The 21,286-nt window shown below is 72.2% G+C and carries 19 protein-coding genes; 11 read left to right on the forward strand and 8 right to left on the reverse strand.

What is annotated here, in order from left to right:
* Positions 1–7 precede the first annotated feature (7 nt).
* The 6 genes from O0S08_RS25310 to O0S08_RS25335 all read left to right on the forward strand — a co-directional run bounded on the left by O0S08_RS25310 (position 8) and on the right by O0S08_RS25335 (position 5,748).
* The gene (locus tag O0S08_RS25310) at positions 8–1,063 is read left to right on the forward strand and encodes a diacylglycerol/lipid kinase family protein (protein WP_269041818.1); all 1,056 of its coding nucleotides are present in this window, start codon (positions 8–10) and stop codon (positions 1,061–1,063) included.
* A 214-nt stretch (positions 1,064–1,277) separates the two neighbouring features.
* The gene (locus O0S08_RS25315) at positions 1,278–2,267 is read left to right on the forward strand and encodes a DUF3829 domain-containing protein (RefSeq protein WP_269041819.1); all 990 of its coding nucleotides are present in this window, start codon (positions 1,278–1,280) and stop codon (positions 2,265–2,267) included.
* 70 nt (positions 2,268–2,337) lie between these two features.
* Positions 2,338–3,378, forward strand: a complete 1,041-nt coding sequence (locus tag O0S08_RS25320; RefSeq protein WP_269041820.1) for a zinc-binding dehydrogenase — start codon at positions 2,338–2,340, stop codon at positions 3,376–3,378.
* Positions 3,379–3,656: 278 nt separating this feature from the next.
* Positions 3,657–3,782: a hypothetical protein gene (locus O0S08_RS25325; protein ID WP_269041821.1), complete on the forward strand. Its 126-nt coding sequence runs from the start codon at positions 3,657–3,659 to the stop codon at positions 3,780–3,782.
* The gene (locus O0S08_RS25330) at positions 3,779–4,519 is read left to right on the forward strand and encodes a class I SAM-dependent methyltransferase (protein ID WP_269041822.1); all 741 of its coding nucleotides are present in this window, start codon (positions 3,779–3,781) and stop codon (positions 4,517–4,519) included. The genes O0S08_RS25325 and O0S08_RS25330 overlap by 4 nt, the downstream gene beginning before the upstream one ends.
* A gap of 152 nt (positions 4,520–4,671) precedes the next feature.
* Positions 4,672–5,748 (forward strand): GAF domain-containing protein, encoded by a 1,077-nt coding sequence (locus tag O0S08_RS25335; RefSeq protein ID WP_269041823.1) that lies wholly within the window; start codon positions 4,672–4,674, stop codon positions 5,746–5,748.
* Positions 5,749–6,718: 970 nt separating this feature from the next.
* On the opposite strand, the gene O0S08_RS25340 is transcribed toward O0S08_RS25335, so the two are convergent.
* From O0S08_RS25340 to queF, 3 genes are all read right to left on the reverse strand, one after another.
* On the reverse strand, positions 6,719–6,928 hold the full coding sequence (locus O0S08_RS25340; protein ID WP_269041824.1) for a hypothetical protein: 210 nt from the start codon (positions 6,926–6,928) through the stop codon (positions 6,719–6,721).
* 664 nt (positions 6,929–7,592) lie between these two features.
* On the reverse strand, positions 7,593–9,020 hold the full coding sequence (locus O0S08_RS25345; protein ID WP_269041825.1) for an OmpA family protein: 1,428 nt from the start codon (positions 9,018–9,020) through the stop codon (positions 7,593–7,595).
* Positions 9,021–9,063: 43 nt separating this feature from the next.
* Positions 9,064–9,432 carry a preQ(1) synthase gene (queF, locus tag O0S08_RS25350; RefSeq protein WP_269041871.1) on the reverse strand — a complete coding sequence of 123 codons (369 nt, stop codon included), beginning with the start codon at positions 9,430–9,432 and terminating at the stop codon, positions 9,064–9,066.
* A gap of 92 nt (positions 9,433–9,524) precedes the next feature.
* Here queF and O0S08_RS25355 point away from each other — a divergent pair, with 92 nt between their 5' ends.
* The gene (locus tag O0S08_RS25355; protein WP_269041826.1) at positions 9,525–10,214 is read left to right on the forward strand and encodes a hypothetical protein; all 690 of its coding nucleotides are present in this window, start codon (positions 9,525–9,527) and stop codon (positions 10,212–10,214) included.
* A 377-nt stretch (positions 10,215–10,591) separates the two neighbouring features.
* Here O0S08_RS25355 and O0S08_RS25360 read toward each other — a convergent pair whose 3' ends face one another.
* From O0S08_RS25360 to O0S08_RS25375, 4 genes are all read right to left on the reverse strand, one after another.
* Positions 10,592–11,599: a hypothetical protein gene (locus O0S08_RS25360; RefSeq protein WP_269041827.1), complete on the reverse strand. Its 1,008-nt coding sequence runs from the start codon at positions 11,597–11,599 to the stop codon at positions 10,592–10,594.
* 116 nt (positions 11,600–11,715) lie between these two features.
* Positions 11,716–12,702 (reverse strand): DUF429 domain-containing protein, encoded by a 987-nt coding sequence (locus O0S08_RS25365; protein ID WP_269041828.1) that lies wholly within the window; start codon positions 12,700–12,702, stop codon positions 11,716–11,718.
* Entirely contained in the window at positions 12,699–13,346 is a 648-nt protein-coding gene (locus O0S08_RS25370) for a UPF0158 family protein (protein WP_269041829.1), read from the reverse strand. Before O0S08_RS25370 ends, O0S08_RS25365 begins: the two co-directional genes overlap by 4 nt.
* A 207-nt stretch (positions 13,347–13,553) precedes the next feature.
* Positions 13,554–14,834, reverse strand: coding sequence for a hypothetical protein (locus O0S08_RS25375; RefSeq protein ID WP_269041830.1), 1,281 nt, complete (start codon positions 14,832–14,834; stop codon positions 13,554–13,556).
* A gap of 364 nt (positions 14,835–15,198) precedes the next feature.
* Here O0S08_RS25375 and prfA point away from each other — a divergent pair, with 364 nt between their 5' ends.
* The 3 genes from prfA to tyrS are packed head-to-tail and all read left to right on the forward strand — an operon-like array spanning position 15,199 to position 17,905.
* Positions 15,199–16,278, forward strand: coding sequence for a peptide chain release factor 1 (gene prfA, locus O0S08_RS25380; RefSeq protein ID WP_269041831.1), 1,080 nt, complete (start codon positions 15,199–15,201; stop codon positions 16,276–16,278).
* Entirely contained in the window at positions 16,275–16,625 is a 351-nt protein-coding gene (locus O0S08_RS25385) for a cell division protein ZapA (RefSeq protein WP_269041832.1), read from the forward strand. The genes prfA and O0S08_RS25385 overlap by 4 nt, the downstream gene beginning before the upstream one ends.
* Before the next feature lie 5 nt (positions 16,626–16,630).
* A complete protein-coding gene (gene tyrS, locus O0S08_RS25390; RefSeq protein WP_269041833.1) occupies positions 16,631–17,905 on the forward strand; it encodes a tyrosine--tRNA ligase in 1,275 nt (424 codons plus the stop codon).
* A gap of 139 nt (positions 17,906–18,044) precedes the next feature.
* Here the strand turns inward: tyrS and O0S08_RS25395 are convergent, their stop codons facing one another.
* Positions 18,045–19,136: a ribonuclease H-like domain-containing protein gene (locus tag O0S08_RS25395; protein ID WP_269041834.1), complete on the reverse strand. Its 1,092-nt coding sequence runs from the start codon at positions 19,134–19,136 to the stop codon at positions 18,045–18,047.
* Between the two features lie 104 nt (positions 19,137–19,240).
* On the opposite strand from O0S08_RS25395, the gene sppA reads away from it, so the two are divergent.
* Positions 19,241–21,181, forward strand: a complete 1,941-nt coding sequence (gene sppA / locus O0S08_RS25400) for a signal peptide peptidase SppA (protein WP_269041835.1) — start codon at positions 19,241–19,243, stop codon at positions 21,179–21,181.
* The last annotated feature ends 105 nt before the right edge of the window (positions 21,182–21,286 follow it).

Here is a 21,286-nt window from a genome sequence, read left to right on the forward strand (position 1 = left end):
CGCGCGCGTGCCTCGCCCTCGCGTCTCGCTGCTCGTCGGCAACCCCACGGCCCGCAGCGGCAAGGCCGAGGCGGCGATCGCCGCGGCGATGGAGGGCCTGACGAAGGCCCGGCTGGAGCCCGAGTTCTTCTCGACGCTGCCGCAGGGGGCCACGGTCGCGGCGCTCGCCGACCGGCTCGAGCGCGGCGACGTGGCGCGGGTGATCTACCTCGGCGGCGACGGCACCTTCGCCGAGACCGCCAAGGGCATCATCCTCGCCCGCGAGCGCTGCGGCGTCGACACGCCGATGGGCATGTTGCCGATGGGCACCGCCAACGACCAGGGCCGCAGCTTCGGCGTCCACTCCGGCCTCAAGGCCCTGCCCGACAACATCGCCATCATCGCCGCCGGCGTCGAGCAGTGGCTGGACGTAGGTCAGGTCGAGGCCTTCGACGCCGCCGGCGAGGTCGTCGACCACGACCTCTGGTTCGACAGCTGGGGCCTCGGCCTGTCGGCGCAGATCCTGGCCAAGCGCAACCGCGACCGCAAGATCGTCGCCAAGATCCCCGTCCTGCGCCAGCTCTACCGCGACAAGCTGGTCTACATCCGCGCCGGCCTGTCGAGCCTCGCCAAGAACGCCCTCAAGTCGCTGGTCGGCAAGGCCCGCTTCGCCGCGCTCATCACCATCGACGGCGAGACCCGCGAGCTCGGCGGGATCAACGACATCGTCATCAAGGGCACCCTGCTCTACGGCGGCGACTGGATCTTCGACCCCACCTCCAAGCCCGACGACGGCAAGTTCGAGGTCATCATCGTCGAGAACCCCGCCGACTGGGGCGCCACCACGCTCCGGGCCCACAAGCGCAACCCGGTGACGAGCGACGACCTCGCGGTCCTCGGCCTCGCGCCCAAGCAGATCCCGCGCGGCTCGCAGATCGAGGTCAAGATCTTCCGCCCCGCCGGCATGGGCCCGGTGCCCTCGCAGATCGACGGCGAGGAGTACGTCTCGACCGATCACTACCGGATCCGCAACCTCTTCCACTACCTGCGCATCATCGTCCCCGAGGACCCGCACTGGGTCTGACGCGCGCGACCTCGACGTCTCGCAGGCATCGCTCGTGATCGCGGGCGACCGCACATCCTCGGCCCGCGGCGCCGCAGCCGTTGCGCAACGCCTCACCACCGCGCACCGCCGCCTCGCTCGTGCGCCCGCCGCCGGCGCCCTCGTCGGGCTCGCTGGCCGCCCGCGCGCTTGCGGGGCGCGGGCGGCCCGTGGCACGCTGGTCCGCCGGTTCGCAATGTCTTCGGGCCCGGCCAAACCCGTCTCACGTCTCCGCGGGCTGCTGCTCGCCGCGCCGGCGTGGGCCGCCCTCGCCTGCAGCGATGTCGAGGCGCTGCAGCGGCAGATCAGCGAGCGCCTGCAGCAGGGCCTGACCTCGACCGACAAGAAGCGGCCCGAGGAGCCCGACCGCCTGCCGCCGGAGCTCGTCCTCAACAAGCTGCGGCTCTACGTCGACTGCGTCGGCGCCACCCGCGTCCCGGTGTACGACGCCTACCGCGAGGGCGCGGCCGCGTTCGCCGGCCGCACGCGCGTCCCGCCGGCCGAGATCCCGCCGGAGGCGCTCGGCGAGTGCGACAAGGCCGAGCGCGAGGGCCCGCTGCTCAAGCCGCCGCAGCCCGCGCTCGAGCAGGCGGCCGCGGTCTACAACGACACCTCGAAGGTGTTCGCGGCCACCATCGACGCTGTCCGCGAGGACATGTCCCAAAAGTCCTCCTCGATCGAGGAGGACGGCGAGCGCTCGCCGATCTACAACAACTTCAGCGACGCCTACCGCGCGTGGGACGAGTCGCGCCGGGCCCTCGAGGAGCAGATCGCCGCCCGCCAGACCCGCCTCGACGCCGCCGTCCTGGCCGCGATCGAGGCCCGCGCCGGCGCCGGCCTCGAGTGGCACACCCGCAACGTCATCATCCAGGCCAAGCCGTACGTGCGCTGCATCGGCGACCACGACGAGTTCACCGCCGGCGTGTGCGAGGCGTTCCACGGCGCCTTCAGCACCGCCTACGCCGAGTTCCGCGCCGCCTACGACTCCGACCCCGCGGCCGCGGCCGCGGTGTTCTGGCTGCCGCAGTTCGCCGAGAGCCTGGCCCAGTACGCCGCCGCCGCCGACGCGCTGACGCAGGCGATCCGGGCCGGCAAGGCCCGCTCGGGCGAGATCAGCGCGGTCGTCCAGGAGTACGGCGACGCCGTCCACGACGGCGAGACCGTCAACTTCGCCCGCCTGCGCTGACGTCGGCCTGCACTTTCATACCTGTCCCATCCGCCCTGTCCCTCGCCACCTGTCCTTCGGAGCACCCGCCATGAGAGCCGTCGTCCTCCGCCGCCACGGCGACCCCAGCGTCCTCGAGCTCGCCGACCTGCCCGACCCCGAGCCCGGCCCCGGCCAGGCGCTGGTCGAGGTCCGGGCCTGCGCCCTCAACCGCCTCGACATCTGGGTCCGCGGCGGCCTGCCCGGCCTCAAGCTGCCGCTGCCGCACGTGCTCGGCTGCGACATCGCCGGCGTGGTCACGGCGGTCGGCCCCGGCGTCGACCCGGCCAGAGTCGGCGCCGAGGTCGTCGTCAGCCCCGGCGTCTCGTGCGGCCAGTGCGAGGCGTGCCTGTCGGGCTGGGACAACCTGTGCCCGAAGTACGGCATCCTCGGCGAGCAGCTCCCGGGCGGCTACTGCGAGCAGATCGCAGTGCCGGCGCAGAACCTGCTGCCCAAGCCCGACAACCTCGACTTCGTCGCCGCCGCCGCGATCCCGCTGACCTTCCTGACCGCCTGGCAGATGCTGGTCGTGCGCGCGCAGGTGAAGCCCGGACAGACGGTCCTGATCCACGCCGTCGGCAGCGGCGTCGGCGTCGCCGGCCTGCAGATCGCCCGCCTGTTCGGCGCCCGCGTCATCGCCCTCGCCAGCAGCGACGCCAAGCTGGAACGCGCGCGCGAGCTCGGGGCCGAGCTCGCCTTCCGCAGCGACGACTCCGAGTGGGAGCGGCGCGTGCGGGCCGTCCCGTGGGTGCAGAAGCGCGGCGTCGACGTCGTGTTCGAGCACACCGGCGCCGCCACCTGGGAGGCCAGCCTGCGCCTGTGCAAGCGCGGCGGCGCGATCGTCACCTGCGGCGCCACCTCGGGCTACGCGGCCACCACCGACCTGCGGCAGGTGTTCTTCCGCCAGCTGCAGATCCTCGGCAGCACCATGGGCAGCAAGTCGCTGCTGTTCCCGATCCTCGCCCACGTCGGCCGCGGCGAGCTGAAGCCGATCCTCGACCGCACCTTCCCGCTCGCCGAGGCCGAGGCCGCCCACCGCTACCTCGACCGCCGCGAACAGTTCGGCAAGGTCGTCCTCACCTTCGACCGATGACCCGCCCAGAACCTGTCCTTTCGGCCTACCTCGACCGCCCCGAACCGTTCCGCGACCGATGACCCGCCCAGAACCTGTCCGTTCGGCGACCTCGCACGCGCGTCCTCCCCTTCGACCGACCGACCCGCCTCCCCACCTGTCCTTTCGGTCAGGCTCGACCACCCGTCCGTTCGGCGCGCTCGTCCTACCCCTCCCCTGATGACCCGCCCAGAACCTGTCCTCTCAGGACACCTCGACCGCCGCGAACAGTTCGGCGAGCTCGTCCTCACCCTCCCCTGATGATCCGCCCAGAACCTGTCCTTTCGGGCTACCCGATGATCCGCCCCGAACCAATACCTGTCCTTTCGGGCAGCCCCGACCGCCGCGGACAGTTCGCCGATCTCGTCCTCACCTCCGACCGATGACCCGCCCCGAACCCACTCCTGTCCTTTCGGGCGACCGCTTCGCCTACCCCATGCGCCGCACCCGCGAGCTGTGCGGCGGCGTCGTCGTCGAGCTCGACGTCGTCGCCAGCCTCGACGCCGCCATCGACGCCCTGTGCGACGAGGTCGGCCGCAGCATGGACGACGCCGAGGCGCTCCGCCTGGTCCCCTACTTCGGCACCCTGTGGCCGGCCGGCCGCGCCCTCGCGGCCCACCTCGGCGAGCGACCGGCCCTGGTCCGCGGCCGCCGCGTCATCGAGGTCGGCTGCGGCCTCGGCCTGCCGGCCCTGGTCGCCGCCCGCCTCGGCGCCCACGTCCTCGCCTGCGACGCCCACCCCGACGTGCTCGCCCTGCTGCGCCGCAACGCCGCCCTCAACGACGCGGTGATCGCCTATCACCCGGGCGACGTCGCCGACCCGGACGCCCTGGTCGCCGCGCTCGGCACCGCCGACGTCGTGCTGGCCAGCGACGTGGCGTACGAGGCAGGTCTCGCGGGACATGTCGCCCCGGCCCTGGCCCGCCTGTGCCGCCCGGGCGGCCGGATCGTCCTCGCCGATCCCGGACGCCCGCTGTTTCAGACGGTCGTCAACGCCGTCGAGGCGCTCGGCTACCGCAGCGAGGTGGAGATCCGCCGCGCACGCCGCGGAGACGACAGCGCCACCACCGGCGCCGCCGGCACCGACGGCGAACAAGAAGTCTTCATCGTCACCTTCGAGTGACCCGCGGCCGAGACCGATCGTCGATCTGGCGGCGAAACTGCCAGCGCCGCGGCCGCCGGCGATCTGTCCTTCCAGACATGTGATGCAGATCCGGCGGCCCCGCCGCTCGCCCGCCCAGTGTTGCCGGTCATACTTCGCTATGGAGGGGAAGCATGAATCTGCTCGACCGCGCCGCGCGGATCGCCGCAGCCGCGCGCATCGCCGAGGACCCGGACCGGGCCAGAGCGCGGGTGCTCGCCGAGCTGATGTGCGGCGGCGATGAGCCGGCCGACAACAAGAACCTCGCCCGCCAGCTGAGCGCCCTGCTCGAGCTGTCCCGCGACCGCGAGCGGCCGGACGTCGACCTCACCACCGCGCTCAGGCGGATCACGGAGACCGCCGTCGACATCCTCAAGATCCACCGCTCTGGAGTGTGGTTCTTCACCCCCGACGCCTCTGCGCTGGAGTGCGCCGACATCTACGACGTGGCGACATCTGCGCACTCGTCCGGCGCCATCCTCTACCGCTGCGACTTCCCGATCTATTTTGCCACCCTGGCGACCACCCGCGTGCTGGACGCCTCGGACGCGCAGACCGACCCGCGCACCCGCGAATTCGCGGCCATTTATTTTCGCCGGCACGGCGTGTCGGCCACCCTCGACGCCCCGATCCGCTCGCGCGGCGGCCTGTCGGGCGTGCTCTGCTGCGAGTACATCGGCGACCCACGCACGTGGACCGACGACGAGCTGGCGTTCGTCGCCTCGCTCGCCGACGCCGTGACGCTCGCGCTCGAGACCGACCGCCGCCGCACCGCCGAGCGCGACCTCCTGCACAAGATGTCGGTGATCCACGCGCAGCGGCAAGAGATCGCCCGCCTCACTTCCCCGGTGCTCGAGATCTGGGACAGCGTCCTCGCGGTGCCGCTGATCGGGCACCTCGACGCCGACCGCCAGGCCGCGACCATCGGCGGCCTCGCGGAGGCCATCTCGCGGCAACAGGCCGCCTGGGTGGTGCTCGACCTGCAAGCGCTCGAGGCGATCGACGCCGTCAACGCGGAGTCGATCGCCCAGATCGCCCACGCGGTCCGCCGCCTCGGAGCCGCCTGCGTGCTGTCCGGCGTCAACTCCGACGCCGTCGCCCAGCTCGTCGCCTTCAGCCCCGAGCTGGCCCGCCTGCCCGCCACTGGCAGCCTCAAGCACGGGCTGCAGCACTGCCTGCAGAGCTCCTGTCCCGAAGGCCAGCTCGCGTGAACGCGAGGTCGTGAGACGAGCAAGGCTGCGCGGCGTGGCCAGGGCCCGTGCCCTGGTCGAGTCCGCAGCCTCCCGACGAGGCGCGTCGGGCTACGAGGCCCAAGGCGCCGTGAGCCCCGTGAGTCACGACCTCGAGCGAGCCGCCCATGCGGCCTCGTGCCCTCCTCCTGGGTGTGGTGCAGGGCGAGCGCACGCGTCTCGTGCACTCGCCCGCGGCGGAGCCCGGGGCCAGCGCACGCGGTCGCATACCCTCAACCGCGACACGGTTCAGGCCGAGCGCACCGGGCCGGGCGCCTCGCCTGCTTCGTGCTCCCGGACGCGCGCAACAACCTCGTGCGCTCGCCTGCTTCGTGATGACGGCCGGGCGCACGCGGTCGCATACACTCGCTCTCGGCATCGTTCAAGACGACCGCACGGATTCTCGTGCACTCGCCTCAGCATCGTTCAAGACGACCGCACTCGTGCGCTCGTCCTGGGCGTGTCTCAGGGCGGGCACAGGCGATCTGGGCCTCGTGCGCTCGCCCGCGTCGCGATCGCGGCCGAGCACACGCGGTCTTGTGTGCTCGGCCGCTGGGGTTCAGGTCGAGCGCACCGGGCTTCGTGCGCTCGCCTGCTTCGTGCTCGCGGCCGAGCACACGCGGTCTCGTCTGCTCGTCCGCCAGATGGTTCAGGCCGAGCGCACCGGGCCTCGTGCGCTCGCCTGCTGGTAATCGCGGCCGAGCACACCTTGTATGCTCGTCCGCCGAGGGGTTCAGGCCGAGCGCACCGGGCCTCGTGCGCTCGCCTGCTTCGTGCTCCCGGCCGAGCACACGAGGTCTCGTGTGCTCGTCCGCCAGATGTTCAGGCCGAGCACACGCGGTCTCGTGTGCTCGTCCGCCGAGGGGTTCAGGCCGAGCACACGCGGTCTCGTGTGCTCGCCTGGTCACCCACTCGAAGCGTCCTACAGGACATGTCCCGAAGGACATCCTAACTAGCGGGCCCGGGTCTTCTTCGCCTTGCCTGTGCTGACGGGGGCCTTGCGGGAGGTCTGCGGCGACGCCTTGGCGGCGCGGCGGCGACGGGTCTCCCAGCCCTTCTTGGCCGCCTCGCTGCGCGACTTCGAAGCGGGCGCGGCGGCCTGCTTGCCCGTGCGCGCGGCGGGCTTGCTCGTCGCCCGGCCGGTCGTGGCCTTGCTCTTCACCGCGGGGCTCCCTGCCCTCGCCTTCGCCCCGGTCTTGGCCGGAGCCGCCTTGCGTGCTTTCGCCCCGGCCCGTGCCGTTCCACTCTGCTTCGTCCGCTCGCTACGCGCCATGCTCTCACTCCTTCTGCGGCGCAAGTCTGGAACACGTTCGTCGGCCTGCAACCACTTCATCGATCACGGGCTGCGCGTAGGCACCTGCCGCGTGGCGCAGGTCCCAAAGGCCACCTCGGCCGAACCGTCGAATTCACGGCGTGGCGAGCCTCTGCATCGCCTTTCTCGCTGCATCGGCCGCGCCTCGTCGCGGCTCGATCGCCACGACGCGGACCGCCTCGCACATCGTGCATGTGCGCTGCTCCCGGCCCGCCGACCCACACATGCTTCGGTGCGACGCCGCGCGATCCGGGACCTCGTCCATGCATCGGCACCATCCTCGCGACCTCGGCGCGTCGACCCACCGACCGTGTCGACGCGTCCTCGGAAACCCCACCACGATGGACCTGCGGCCCCGCCAGGCTTCATCCCGTCCCACCGCGGGGCTCCGGGCGCCGCCAGGACGGACGGCCAACATGGACCGACCTCCGCCGTCGCGAGCCGGCCCACCTCGGCACCCTACCTCGCACTCGACCGCTGCGAGCGGACAGGGCCGCGATCGACGAACGGCGCCTCACGCCGCGCGGCCGCGGCGGCGGCGGAGCGTCAGCAGCCCCGCGAGCAGCAGGATCGTCGCTCCGGGCGTCGGCTCTGCCGTCACGCTGCAGCCCTTCTTGCTCGCGCCCGGCTCGCCGCCGACCTCGGGCGGGCCTTCGGCCGAGCCGAGGTACGGCTCGCCGCCCGAGCCGCCGCTGCTGGACGTGCCGGAGCCGTCGTCGCCGCCGGACGACGAATCGCTGGTGCTGCCGCCGCCGCTGCTGTCGCCGGACGACGACCCGCCGTCCGGCTTCCCGTAGCGCTTGTTGTCCTCGTGCTCCTTCCACTTCTCGGGGTACGGAGGCAGCTCGGCCGGGCGCGGGCGCGCGTTGGCGACCTTCTTCCACGCCCCCGGCGACGGGAACCACGGCCCGGTCGGCGGCTGGAAGCTGATGACATAGACCGCGCGGCGGTTCTTCTCCTCGTCGAACGAGTCGGGGGTCTGGACCTTGAGGCCCTTCTCGCCCATGCCCGTGTAGTAGATCTCGGACCACACGCCCTTCTCGTGGAAGCGCTCTGCGATCGCCCGGGCGCGGCCCTCCGACAGCTTTTGATTGTCGCCCGGCTTGCCCACCGTGTCGGTGTAGCCGGCGATGAACAGCTTGGGCACGTAGCCGGCGCCCTCGAGCGCGTTGCCGACGGCCTTCTTCGCGTTCTCGACGGCCGCCAGCTTGTGCATCGCCACCGCCGCCGCCTCGTCGATCTTGGGCGCCTGCTCGCCGCGGATGATCGCCTTGCCGCTGTCGAACACGACCTCGGTGTGGGGGATCTCGATCGCCATCGGCGCCAGGATGTGCTCGCCGTACTGGCCCTGCGCGCCTTCGAACCGGACCTTGACCAGGAACACGTCGTCGGTCGTGTCCCACTTGAGCTCGATGCGCTCGTTGGCCTTCCAGCCGCCGGTGCCCACGTCGTTGTGGATCACGTCGCCGTCGGTGTTGTAGACCTTGAACTCGTAGCCGCTGACCTCGAAGCTGGTCGTGTACGCGACCTTGTGGTCGTAGAGGATGTCGGCCGCGGTCGCCATCGCGGTGACCTTGCCCGCCGCTCCGCCGCCGCCTCCGCCGCCGCCTCCACCGGAGGGCTTGCCGGCCCCGCGGGCGACCTCGAAGTTGGCGCTGGCCTCGCCCGCCGACGACACGATGGCCATCTCGTAGGCCGAGTTGTCGCCGTTCTGAGTCCAGACGATCTTGAACTCCTTGCCGGCCTTGAGCCCCGGGATCTTCTTGCGGATCGTCTGGCGGTCGCCGGTGATCGTCACCTCCATCGACTGCAGGTCTTCGTTGGCCCGCAGGAGGACGTGCGCCTGACCCTTCTCGTCGGTGACGCGCGAGAACTCGTAGTTGAAGGGACCGTCGAGGAGGAGAGCGATCAGGGCGCCGGCGAGGGTCGAGAACATGGGCATGGCAGCGAGTCCGGGCGGACGTTATCACGCCCGCCGGCCGCTTTCAGCCCGGCTGCGGCGCGCCGACGTGGCGGGCTCGCACGACCGTGTGGATCCCGCCGCGGACCAGGAAGTCGCCCTCGACCTCGAGCGACTCGGGGTCCAGGACCGCGACCAGATCGTCGAGGATCTGGTTGGTGACCGCCTCATGAAACGCCCCGGTGTCCCGGAACGACCACAGGTACAGCTTGAGGCTCTTGAGCTCCACGCAGCGCGCCCGCGGGCGGTAGCGGATCCGGATCGTGGCGAAGTCCGGCTGGCCCGTCATCGGGCACAGACAGGTGAATTCAGGGCATTCGAAGCGGATCTCGTAGTCGCGCCCGGGGCGCGGGTTGGCGAACGAAGCGAGCTCTCGGGAGGGCACCGTGGACACGGCGCGCACGCTGCCATGGTCGCCTGGCCGCGGGCCAGATCTCGGATCGTGAGCTTGAACCGCGCCGCTCTGGCCGGCATCATGCAAAACCCATGGGTGAGCATCCGCCCGGCGCCCGCCTCGCCCGCCTCGCCGCGCTGGTGCTGGTCGCCTCGTTCGCGTGCGAACCCGCGCCGAAGCCCGATTGCGCGGCCCCTTGCGGGCCTGGGAGCACCTGCGTCGAGGGCCAGTGCGTCGCCGACGCCCCGGTCGCGCCCCCCGTCGCCGAGGACGGCAAGAAGAAGAAAAAGCGGCGCAAGAAGAAGCGTGTGCGCCGGACCACGGCGGGCTCGGCCGTGGCCGGCGGCGCCGAACCGGCGGCCCCCCCCGACGACGAGGTCGAGGAGGCCGAGCCTCCGGCCGACAAGCTGCCCCCGTTCGTCCCCGTCGACGACCGCAAGATCCCCCAGTTCTCCAACGACAAGGCCCAGACGATCGATCTCGAGGCCGGCAGCGAGCGACCGAACGAGCGGGTCCTCGACCAGCACTTCGCCAAGATCACGCCGAAGATCACCGACTGCGTGGTCACTGCGAGCCGCTACGGCGACGTCGGCAGCGGCCGCCTGGCGATCCAGCTGCGCCTCATGCCCTCGGGCAAGGTCGAGAGCGTGTCGGTCAAGGCCCCCGCGCGCCTGAACGTGTGGGGCATCGTCCCGTGCGCCCGCAAGGCCGTCTACGACCACCGCTTCCCGAGCTACGACGGCCCCAGCGTCGGCGTCGACTTCGCCGTCGACGTCGACTGACAGGTCCTCGCGGACATGTCCCTCGGAGCATGCTTCCAGGGACCTTGCCCAAGCGACCTGTCCTCCAGATCGGCGACGACCGACCGCCCTCCAGGACAGGCTCGCTCGGCCTTGTCCGCCTCGGCCCCGCATCACGACGGCGACTACCGACTGTCCCTCAGGACAGCCTCGTCCTCCAGCCCGTAGACCCTGGCTTCGCCGCCTTCACGGCCTTCTTCGTCATCCTTCGGCCCCGCCGCCGAGCTCACGCCTCACACCGACGACTACTACTGTCTTGCAGGACAGCCTCGGCCTACAGCCCTGGCTTCCTCGCCGCCTTTACGGCCTTCTTCACCACCTCGGCCTCGCCTCACGCCGGCGAGACCGACAGCCTCGGCCTACAGCCCCTCGGCCTTGGGCTTGGCCGCCTTGACGGCCTTCTTCTTCACGCCCTCGGCCTCGCCGATCCAGCGCTCCACGCCGGCGTCGAGCGAGCGCGCCGCGTCGAAGTAGCGCTCGGCGTCGGCGGACTTGCCGTTGGCTTCACGACACAGGCCCAACCCGGCGAGGGCGCGCGCGCGCTCGGCCGCGGGCCCGTTGCTGTTGGCGACCGCCGCGTACTCGGCCTCGGCGAGGTCGCAGCGGCCCTTGTTGCGGGCCCGGTCGCCGCTCTCGAGCTGGTCGCGGACGGACTCCTTGTCGGCGTCGACGCGCTGCTCCTCCGGCACGCCGAGGCCCGGCAGCGGCCCCGCGTCGACGTCCATCACCTTCTTCTTCGCCGGCGCCCCGCCGCGGGCGGCCTTCGCCGCGGGCGACGTCGCTTCCTGCTCGATCGCCCCCGGCACGCTCGCTGCGTCGGCGGCCGGCGCCGGCGCGACCTCGGCCGGCGCCTCCGCCTTGGGTACGTCTGTCGGCGGGGACATGTCCTTACGGTCAGCCGCTTCTTCCGCGGCTCGCAGCTCGGGGGCGGCCTCCGGAGCCGCAGGCGCGGGCGCAGGCGCAGAGGCTGCTTCTTCGCGGATCGACGGCCCGGCCTCGTCGATCGGCCGCGCCACCCACAGGAGCAACGCCGCGGTGCCGGCCAGCGCCACACCCGGCAGCAGGAACGAGCGCCGGAGCCTCTCCCACAAGCTCGGGCCCGGATCCGCGGCCGGCGCCGGCGGTGGCGCCGCTCGTCGAGCCTCGGCGAGGATGCCGTCGAGCACGCCCGGCTCCACGTCCTCCTCGGGCATCGCCTCGCGCGTCATCGCCAGGATCGACGCGTACTCGTCGGCGCGCTGGCGCAGCGGCGCGGGCATCGCCTCGAGGTCGGCGCGGCGCGCGGGATCTTCCATCCACTCGAGCGCGTCCTCCAAAAGATCGAGCTCGTCGGGAGTGAAGTCGCTGCCGTGGGCCGGGTCTCGCATGCGTCTGGGGTCCGAGGGCCTGTAGCCTGTCTACTGTGCACCTGGCGGCGCATCGCAGGCAAGCACGGGAAGCAACGGCCCGTGACAGCCGCGGGTCTGCGCCAAATCGTGCAGAATCACACGCGTCCGCCTCCAGGAGCGGGCGGGACCCAGATCCAGCCGTCTTCGAGCCAGCGATCCTCGAGCCCTGCGATCGCGGCCCGCAGGGGATCGGGTGTGACAGACTCGCTGGCGACCGCAGGCTGCGCCGGTTGTAGATCGAGCGGGCCCTGCCAGGCCTGATGCGCCCACAAGAACGCCGTGAGGCCGGCGATGACCGCGTCGAACACGTGCGGGCTGCGGACCACAACCTCGGGCCAGACGAAGTCGAACGCGAGGCACGAGTCGAGCGCCGTCAGCATCCGCTTGCGCAGCTCCCACGCCTGCTCGCTGTCGCTGCGCCGGTGCCGGCGCTCGACCTCGGCCCCGAACAGCCGCGTCACGGTCGCCGGCGGATGGACCTCGATCAGGTTCTCGTGCAACCGCAGCAGCGGCGACAAGACCCGCCGCAGATAGGCGGCCCGCGCCGCCAGCGGCCCCATGCCCTGCCCCAGCGACTCGCGCGGCGACAGCCCGACGTGCGTCAGCAGGACGTCGACCGCCCGCTGCGTGTAGGGCGTGACCGCCGGCTTGCCCGGGTCCGAGCGCCGCGCCGCGTGCAAGGCCGGCGCGTGCCGCCGCATCCACGCCACCACCGGCACGGTGCACGCCTGTACTCCGGGACAGGCCAGCGGACAGCGGATGCACGGCGGCAACGTCAGCGGCGCGTCGATCGCCACCACAGTGTCGTCCGACGTCCAGCGCTGCAGGTACGCGACGAGCACCTCGTCGCGGAACAGCGGATCGCCGCCGCCCTCGCCGCCCTCCTCGCCGCTGCCGCGGTGGCCGTGACGGAGGCGAGCCTCGGCCAGGCGCACGCGCGGCCTCTCGCCCTCCTCGTCGACGCGCTCGAGCCGCGCGACCGCGGTCGTCTTGCCGCGGCCGCCGCCGAGAGCCACGCCGATGAAGCGGGTGAAGCGTCGCGCCGGAGATGTCGCAAGGGACAGCTCGATCGGACGGATCACGTGGTCGGCTCGTGGTGGACCGAAGGCTGCTTGTCGAGCAGGTACTGCAGATAGGCGATCGCCGCCGGCAGCTCGATCGCGGGCAGGCGATCGATGAGATCGCGCGCGGTCCTACGCAGCGTCTCCGACGGCCCCGGCGCGCGCTCGCTCGCCGGCTTCTCGAGCGGGATGTTCGGCTCCGGCGGATCCTCCGGCTTGCCCCACGGCGGGTACGCGCCGAGCACGATGTCCTGATTGGCCAGCCAGCCGTCGATGTAGATGTGCAGCAGATTGGCGCGGTACGAGAACCACCGGTCGCGCTCGACCGGGTACGACAGCAACACGTCCTTGAAGCGACGGAACGCGCCCTTGCCGTCTATCGCCAGCGTCAGCCGCTCGCGCAGCGCGGGATCTTCCACCGAGGCGACGAAGCGCTCCATCCAGCGGTACTGCTCGCGCGACGACGCCGGGTCGAGGTGGACGAAGCGCCCGGTCGAGCGCGCGATCTGCTGCCGCTTCTCCTCGTCCTCCGGGCGGGTGTCGTTGATGGTCACCACCTGCCCGTTCTGCAGATCGAGGTAGGCGTGGTGGTCCGGGGCGTTGTGCTCAAAAGAGGTTTCAAGGGCCGACCAGTCGGGGATCGGCGCGTCGGGGGAAACTCGCATGGCTAAGTCGCTTCCGCTCTAGGGGGGTGATGGGTCGATGCGCACAGCCGTGACCGGCCCGAAATCCGCGGTGGTCAAGCGCAGACGTGGTTGCGGCCGTACGGTGAGGTGCGCCGGTCTGGGTCACCAGCGCGCCTCGGCCAGAATAGTCCGGCGCGCCCGGCCCCGGCAACCATGTCGCAGCGGCGCCCGGTCGGCGAGCGACGCCTACGCGGCCCCGTCGGTCGGGCTCACCGGAGGCCCGGCGAGCTCGAGCAGACGGTCGCGGAGGGTCTGCAGCTCGCCCGCCAGCGCCTCGTCCGCGCCGGCCCGCTGCGCCAACGCGTCGGCCTGCGCGGCGCAGGCGTGCAGCGCCCCCAGGCGGGCCTGGGCGGCCGCCAACGACCGCTCCAGCTCGTCCACGGGCCGCGCCGTGACCCTCCGCAGCTCGCCTTGCAGCTGCTCGAGCTCCCAGCGGGCGCTCTGCAGCGCTGCCGCCGCCGCGTCGATCCGCTGAGGCCCCTCCTCGTCGGGCTCGCTCGCCTTCGCCGGCGCCGGCGCGCGCCCCGCGAGCTGGTCCTCGAGCGCGTCGATGCGGCCCTGCGCTGCGTCGAGCTGCTCCACCAGCGACTGCCGAGCGATGCTCGCCAGCTCGATCTGCCGCCGGGCCTGCGCCAGCTGCCCGCGCAGCGACTCGCTCTCCTCGTCGCGGGCCCGCTCCGGCCGGGCTCGCTCCGGCCGCGGCGGCGGCTCCGCGGGGGCCCCGGTCGGGGGCAGCTCGAGCAGCGTCACCCCGCGGGGCACGTCGCGCGCCCCGACCACCGCGATCAGGCACTCGAAGCCCACGTCCTCGCCGAGGCTGTTGTCGAAGGCCAACGGCACCGGGCCGCGGTCGTCGGCCTCCTCGTCCTCGACCTCGTCGCTGGTCACCTCGCCGCAGTCGATCACGCTGGCCGCGCGGGTCAGGGCCAGCGCGTAGATCCGCGCCCGCGGGAAGTGCTGCGTCACCAGCTCCTGGAACAGACCCAGCTCGAGCCCCCCGGCGGCCTCGCCCGGGGCGCTCACCACCACCACGCGTCCGGCCTCGGCGCCCTCGGCGAGCGCCGTCAGCAGGCGGAACGCCCGCGTCTCGAGGCGGTTCTCGAGCCGGCTCTGGGCCCGCGCCGCGAACCGGGACAGGCTGGCCGTGTCGACGAAGTGGCGCGCCAGGTCGACGATCGCCACCTGCCACGGCGCCTCGGCCAGCAGCTCCTCGAACGCGTCGAATTCGGCCACCCGCGGGCCCGTGCGGCCCCGCCCGGTCCCCGGCCTCGCCTCGTGCGCGAGCAGCCACGCCTGATTGCCGCCACCCGGGAGCAGCTCGGCGAGCAGCGCCGCGAACGGGGCCGGCAACGCCTTCGCCCCGCGCAGCGCCGCCTCGAGCGCGGGGTCGGCGAGCACGCGGCTGCGGCCGGCCCACAGCTCGCGGAGAAAGCCGTAACGGGCGGCCCAGCGGTCGGCGTGGAGCATGGCGCGCACACGGATAGCGCGCGGCCCGGCCGGGAGGCAAGGGCGCTCGCGGCTCGCGTGCGGTCCGGCGCATCGGCCTCCTGCCGGCGGCGCATCGGCATCCTGCCGCACCCGACGGTCCGTCTCCGGCGCCCGGCCTCCTTCCGCGGCCGTGCTCCGGCGGATCCGGCCCGCTTGGGCCGGTCCGGCGCGTGGGCTCGCCGCCGGCCGTGGTCGACAGCGCCGCATCGGGCCCGTCCCGCGCGTGTGCTCGCCGCCGGCCGTGGTTTACAGCGTCGCGCTCGTGATGCCGCCTCGCGGCGCCGGTCGCGGCGGCGTGGGCCTTGAGCCCCCCGGGCCCTGGTGCTAGCGTCGCGCGCTCGCCATGGACCCTGCCCTGCGCGCCAAGCTAGAGAGCATCGCCGAGCGTCACGAAGAGCTGGGCGTCATGCTCTGCGCCCCCGAGATCGCGCAGGACAAGACCCGCCTGCTGGCCCTCTCGCGTGAGCACGCCGAGATCGCCCCCATCGCCGCCGCCGTCGCCCGCTACCGCGAGCTCGAGGCGCGCACCCGCGACGCCGATGAGCTGCTCGCCGACCCTGACCTTCGGGACATGGCCGAAAGCGACCTGCGCGATCTCAAGCAGCAGCGGGCCGAGCTGGAGGGCGAGCTACAGAAGCTGCTTCTGCCCAAGGATCCCAACGACAGCCGCGACGTCGTGCTCGAGATCCGGGCCGGCACCGGCGGCGAGGAGGCCGCGCTGTTCGCCGCCGACCTGTGGCGCATGTACATCCGCTTCGCCGAGCGGCAGCGCTGGAGCGTCGAGCCGCTCAGCATCAGCGAGGCCGGCGCCGGCGGCTTCCGCGAGATCTCGGCCATGATCCACGGCCGGGACGTCTACGCCCTCCTCAAGTTCGAGAGCGGCGTCCACCGCGTGCAGCGCGTCCCGGCCACCGAGGCGCAGGGCCGGATCCACACCTCCACGGCGACCGTCGCCATCATGCCCGAGGCCGAGGAGGTCGACGTCCAGATCAACCCCAAGGACCTCGAGGTGCAGTTCATGCGCGCCTCCGGGGCCGGCGGTCAGAGCGTCAACACCACCGACTCGGCCGTGCGGATCACCCACATCCCCACCGGGCTGGCGGTGCACTGCATGCAGGAGAAGTCGCAGACCAAGAACCGCGAGCTGGCGATGAAGCTCCTGCGGGCGCGCCTGCTCGACCGCGAGATCCAGCGCGTCCAGGCCGAGCGGGCCGCGCACCGCCGCAGCCAGGTCGGCACCGGCGATCGCAGCGAGAAGATCCGCACCTACAACTTCCCGCAGGACCGCGTCAGCGACCATCGGATCGGCCTCACGCGGCACGCGATCGGCGACTTCATGGACGGCGACATCGACGACGTGATCGCCGCCCTGCGCGCCAGCGACGAGGCCGACCGGCTGGCCGAGGCTCAAGGTCAGCCATGAAGCGCTCGGTCCAGGTCGAGATCGCCGGGCAGACGCTCACGATCCGCAGCGACGAGGGGCCCGACTACGTCCAGCAGCTGGCCGAGTTCGTCGACGGCCACCTGCAGCTCCTGAGCGGCAGCGGCAGCAAGCGGATCAACAACGCCGCCAACGCCCAGCGGATCGCCCTGCTCGTCGCCATGCAGATCGCCGACGAGCTGTTCCGCGAGAAGGACCTGCACCAGCGGTTCCGCCGCAAGGTCCACGAGCGCCTGCTCGGCCTGCGCCTCGCCCTCGATCAGCACGAGCAACGCCTGGCCGCCAGCGAGGTCGCCGGCGACAGCCTCGACGAACCACCGACCGCGTGAACGCCATGAACGCCACCCCGCCGCAGCCGCCCCGCTCCGCCGCCCTCCAGCGCATGCTCGAGCGCGGCTACTTCGAACAGGCCAGCGACTTCCAGGCCATCGACGCCGCCATGGACAGCGGCATGGTCACCTTCTACGTCGGCTACGACCCGACCGGCTCCTCGCTACACGTCGGCCACCTGGTCCAGATCATGGGCATGCGGACCCTGCAGCGCGCGGGGCACCGGCCGATCATCATCGTCGGCGGCGGCACCGGCATGATCGGCGACCCCTCCGGCAAGATGGAGACGCGCAAGCTGCTGACGCCCGAGGACGTCGCCACCAACGCGGCCGCGCTCAGGGCCCAGCTCGGCCGCTTCCTCCACTTCGACAGCGGCCGGCCCAACGACGCGATCCTGCTCAACAACGCCGACTGGCTGCTGGGGCTCAAGTACATCGAGTTCCTGCGCGACATCGGCCGCCACTTCACGGTCAACCGCATGATCGCGGTCAAGACCTACCGCGACCGCCTCGACGCCGAGATCCCGCTCAGCTTCCTCGAGTTCAACTACCAGCTGCTGCAGGCCTACGACTTCCTGCACCTGTTCCGCCACCACGGCTGCACCTTGCAGTTCGGCGGCTCGGACCAGTGGGGCAACATGGTCGCCGGCATCGAGCTGATCCGGCGCATGACCCCCGAGGGCCAGCCCAACGCCGCCCACGTCCTCACCTTGCCGCTGCTCCTCACCAACGACGGCCGCAAGATGGGCAAGACGGAGCGCGGCGCGGTCTGGCTCGACCCCCAGCGGCTGAGCCCGTTCGAGTACTACCAGTCCTGGATCGGCTGCGACGACCGCGACGTCACCCGCCTGCTCAAGACCTTCACCGACGTCCCCGTCGCCGAGATCGAGGCGCTCACCGCCGAGGGCGGCGCCGCCCTCAACGCCGCCAAGGCCCGCCTCGCCTACGAGGCCACCGCCCTGCTGCACGGTTTGGACGAGGCCGAGCGGTCGAAGCGGGCCAGCGAGCAGGCCTTCGGCAGCAGCGAGGACTGGAGCGCCGTCCCGCTCGTCACCGTCCCCGGCCCCGAGATCCGCCTGGTCGACCTCGTCACCCACCCCGAGATCGAGGCCTTCAAGTCCAAGCGAGAGGCCCGCGAGCGGATCGCCGCCGGCGCCGTCAAGCTCAACGGCGAACCCGTCACCGACCCGGCCCACCTCCTCACCCCGGATCTGGTCGGCGACCAGGGCCTGCGCCTGCAAGCGGGCAAGAAGTGCCGCTTCCGCGTGGTGTTCGGCTGACCTGGCCCTGAGGGCATGCTCTTTCGAGCATGCCCTCCAGCACATGCCCGAAAGAGCATGTCCCTACGAACCGAAACCTCGGCTTCAAGGTCTAGAGCGTCGTCATGACATGTCCGCGGGGACATGTCCTGTCTTCGCCTCACCAGTCCTCGCGGAACCGCAGCACGTTGTCGCGCACGCGCTGGTACACGCTGGCGGTCGCGCGCACGTCGCCGCGGTTGTACGTGGCGATCGCGCCCAGCTCGCCGCGCGCGTAGGCCGGGGCGACGTCGGCCCCGCTCATCCCGTCCTTCGGGCTCTCGACCCCGAGCGCCCAGCAGACCGCGTCGAGCGAGGCCGGCCCGACCGAGCGACCGGTAGCGACCATGCGGTACAGGTCGAGGTGCGGCCGCACGCTGTACGGGCTGCCGAGCAGGTCGACCCGCGCCGGCACCTCGTGGATCAGGCTGCGGCCGAGCAGGAACGGCACGTCGAAGTTGCGCCCGTTGTAGCTGACGACCACCTCGGCCTGCGCCGCCAGCAGCCAGAACGCCTGCAACAGCTCGCGCTCGCTGACCAGCTGCAGCCACGGCGGCACCTCGCCGACCAGGCGCCGCGGATCGCCGCCCGGCGGCACACCCAGCGCCCACACCTCGCTGTCGAGGTCGTCGCCGTCCATGAACGCCAGCGACACGATCTGCCCGAACAGCGGCGACAGGCTCATCACCAGCTCCGGCTCGCAGCCCTCGCGCGTCGCGTGGCGACGGATCGCCTCGACCACGCTGCTCGGCATCGTCGCGGGGTCGTGCGCCGGCACCGTCTCGAGGTCGAACACCAGAGTGCGGCACAGCTTGCCGGCGACCTGCTCGAAGCCCTCGCCGAACACCCGCGCCGGCGCGTAGCCGTCGTCTTCGTCCTGGGCCCCGCGGAGCTTGCGGACGTTGAGCTGCAGCGCCCCCTGGTACTGCTCGACGCGGAACAGCAGCTTGACCGCCTGCCCGCGCCGGGCCGCCTTGGCCGCCTCCATCGCCTCGGGCGCGTCGTCCCAGATCTTGGCGGCGATGGTCCGCGCGGCGTCGCTCACCACCAGATCGAAGTACGGCCGACCCTGCCGCGTGCGGCCCTCCTGCACCTGCATGAGGCTCGCATAGGCCACGCACAGCCGGTTCGGATCGGGCACCAGCGTCGCCAGATCGGCGAGGAGTTCGGGGCCCTGAGGCCGCGGGACCAGCTCGGACGCGGGACTTTGCATGGACGGGTGCCGGGAGGATACTTGCGCGGAAGCGACCCGCCCAGCCGTTCGCTCGCGACACCTCGCGGGCCCGGCCCGGGTCCACATCGCCCGGAGGAAACCCCTTGCGCGTCACGCGAGCCACCACCGCCCTGCTCAGCCTCGCCGTCCTGTGCGCCACCGCCTGCCGCGGCGACCGCCAACCCGGCCAGTCTCCGCCCCCCGAGACCACCGACAAGCGGGACGTCGCGCCCGCCTCGGCCCCCGCCGCCCCGGCCGGCCCGCTCGCCAACCTCGGCCCGCTGAGCAGCATGCTCGCCGACAAGCTCGACGCCCCCGGCCCCTACGACCCGCCGCGTCAGTCGCCCGGCTTCGACGCCACCAAGCCGCACTGGCTCACCCTCGATCTCACCGGCGAGATCGGCGAGCTCGCGCCCATGTCGCTGTTCGGCGGCGGCGCCGTCATCGAGCTCCACGCCCTGCTGCAGCGCCTCGATCGCCTGGCCGCCGACGCCAACGTCCAGGGCCTTTTGGTCCGGTTTACCGACGTCGGCCTCGACATGGCCACCGCCGAGGAGGTCCGCGGCGCCTTCCTCGCCTTCAAGGCCGAGGGCAAGCGCAAGCTCGTCTGTCACGCCGACACCCCGACCAACGCCGTCTACTACCTGATGAGCGCCTGCGACGCCGTCGGCGTCCAGCCCGTCGGCGAGGTCGTGATCCCCGGCCCCATGGCCATGCCGCTGCACCTGCGCGGCCTCCTCGACAAGCTCGGCGTCGTCCCCGACTTCGTCCACGTCGGCGCCTTCAAGGGCGCGGCCGAGCCGCTGACGCGCCCCGAGCCGTCGAGGGAGATGCGCGAGACGCTGACGGCCGTGATCGACCAGGCCTACCAGACCATGCAGGCGGGGATCGCCGCCGGCCGCAAGCTGTCCCCCGAGACAGTCGCGGAGCGGATCGACCAGGCGCTGTTCACCAGCGACGGGGCGCTGGCCGCCGGCCTCGTCGACAGCGTCGCCACCTACGAGGACTTCCGGACCCAGCACACCAGCGGCGCCGCGTGGAAGCAGGTCAAGCTCAAGGACAGCCCGAGCGGCGGCGGCTTCGACATGGAGAAGCTGCAGACCTTCCTCGGCCTCGTCCCGCCCAAGCGGCCCAAGGAGCCGCACATCGCCCTCGTCTACGCGCTCGGCGGCATCATCGACGGCCGCGGCCAGGGCACCCTGGGCGCGCGCCACCAGATCGCCGGCCGCACCCTCGCCGCCGCGATCGACAACCTCGCCGACGACGCCAACGTCGCCGCGATCCTCCTGCGCGTCGACTCGGGCGGCGGCAGCGCGATGGCCTCGGAGCAGATCTGGCGCGCGCTCCAGCGGGCCAAGGAGAAGAAGCCGATCGTCGTCTCGATGGGCGGCGTGGCCGCGTCGGGCGGCTACTACATCTCGTGCGGCGCGACCAAGATCTTCGCCCTCGCCAACACCCTCACCGGCTCGATCGGCGTGGTCGGCGGCAAGATCGCCCTCGAGGGCATGCTCGAGAAGGTCGGCATCCGCACCTTCCCGATCACCAGGGGCAAGCGGGCCGCGATGTGGTCGTCGATGACCCCGTGGACCGAGGGCGAGCGGGCCAGCGTGCTGGCGACGATGGAGGAGATCTACAAGGTCTTCCTCGGCCGCGTCGCCAGCGGCCGCGGCAAGTCGCCGGAGGAGGTCCACGTGATGGCCCAGGGCCGGGTCTGGACCGGCGCCGCGGCCAAGGAGCGCGGCCTCGTCGACGAGCTCGGCGGCCTCACCGAGGCGCTCGCCGAGGCCCGCAAGCTGAGCGGCATCGGCCCCGAGGTCGCGCTCGAGGTCTACCCGCCCGAGCCGACGATCAAGGACATCGTCGAGGGCTTCGACACCAGCCCGGGCCTGATCCGCGCCGCCGTCGACCACGACCTCGTCGCCGGCATCGCCGCCGCCCTCGGCCAGGGCGGCGTCGCGGCCGTCTCCGGCGTCCTCGCCCAGCTCGACGCCCTGCGCGACGACCCGATCCAGACCGCCCTGATCTGGCCCGTCCTGCTGCGCTGACCGGATCCGTGAAGACGTGTGGGGACATGTTCCGAAGAACATGTCCCTTTACGCATGTTCCAAAGAACATGTCCCTTCGCACATGCCCCTTCACGCATGCCAGTA

Origin of the sequence: Nannocystis punicea (assembly GCF_026965555.1) — a bacterium.
Lineage (GTDB): Bacteria > Myxococcota_A > Polyangia > Nannocystales > Nannocystaceae > Nannocystis > Nannocystis punicea.

What these genes read in the sequence shown, in the direction of transcription:
- O0S08_RS25345 (WP_269041825.1), bottom strand. Translation starts at nt 9,020, where the DNA reads ATGCCCATGTTCTCGACCCTCGCCGGCGCCCTGATCGCTCTCCTCCTC.
- O0S08_RS25320 (WP_269041820.1), top strand. Translation starts at nt 2,338, where the DNA reads ATGAGAGCCGTCGTCCTCCGCCGCCACGGCGACCCCAGCGTCCTCGAG.
- tyrS (WP_269041833.1), top strand. Translation starts at nt 16,631, where the DNA reads ATGAACGCCACCCCGCCGCAGCCGCCCCGCTCCGCCGCCCTCCAGCGC.
- prfA (WP_269041831.1), top strand. Translation starts at nt 15,199, where the DNA reads ATGGACCCTGCCCTGCGCGCCAAGCTAGAGAGCATCGCCGAGCGTCAC.
- O0S08_RS25360 (WP_269041827.1), bottom strand. Translation starts at nt 11,599, where the DNA reads ATGCGAGACCCGGCCCACGGCAGCGACTTCACTCCCGACGAGCTCGAT.
- O0S08_RS25335 (WP_269041823.1), top strand. Translation starts at nt 4,672, where the DNA reads ATGAATCTGCTCGACCGCGCCGCGCGGATCGCCGCAGCCGCGCGCATC.
- O0S08_RS25385 (WP_269041832.1), top strand. Translation starts at nt 16,275, where the DNA reads ATGAAGCGCTCGGTCCAGGTCGAGATCGCCGGGCAGACGCTCACGATC.
- O0S08_RS25370 (WP_269041829.1), bottom strand. Translation starts at nt 13,346, where the DNA reads ATGCGAGTTTCCCCCGACGCGCCGATCCCCGACTGGTCGGCCCTTGAA.
- O0S08_RS25315 (WP_269041819.1), top strand. Translation starts at nt 1,278, where the DNA reads ATGTCTTCGGGCCCGGCCAAACCCGTCTCACGTCTCCGCGGGCTGCTG.
- O0S08_RS25375 (WP_269041830.1), bottom strand. Translation starts at nt 14,834, where the DNA reads ATGCTCCACGCCGACCGCTGGGCCGCCCGTTACGGCTTTCTCCGCGAG.
- O0S08_RS25395 (WP_269041834.1), bottom strand. Translation starts at nt 19,136, where the DNA reads ATGCAAAGTCCCGCGTCCGAGCTGGTCCCGCGGCCTCAGGGCCCCGAA.
- O0S08_RS25355 (WP_269041826.1), top strand. Translation starts at nt 9,525, where the DNA reads ATGGGTGAGCATCCGCCCGGCGCCCGCCTCGCCCGCCTCGCCGCGCTG.
- O0S08_RS25325 (WP_269041821.1), top strand. Translation starts at nt 3,657, where the DNA reads ATGATCCGCCCAGAACCTGTCCTTTCGGGCTACCCGATGATCCGCCCC.
- O0S08_RS25330 (WP_269041822.1), top strand. Translation starts at nt 3,779, where the DNA reads ATGACCCGCCCCGAACCCACTCCTGTCCTTTCGGGCGACCGCTTCGCC.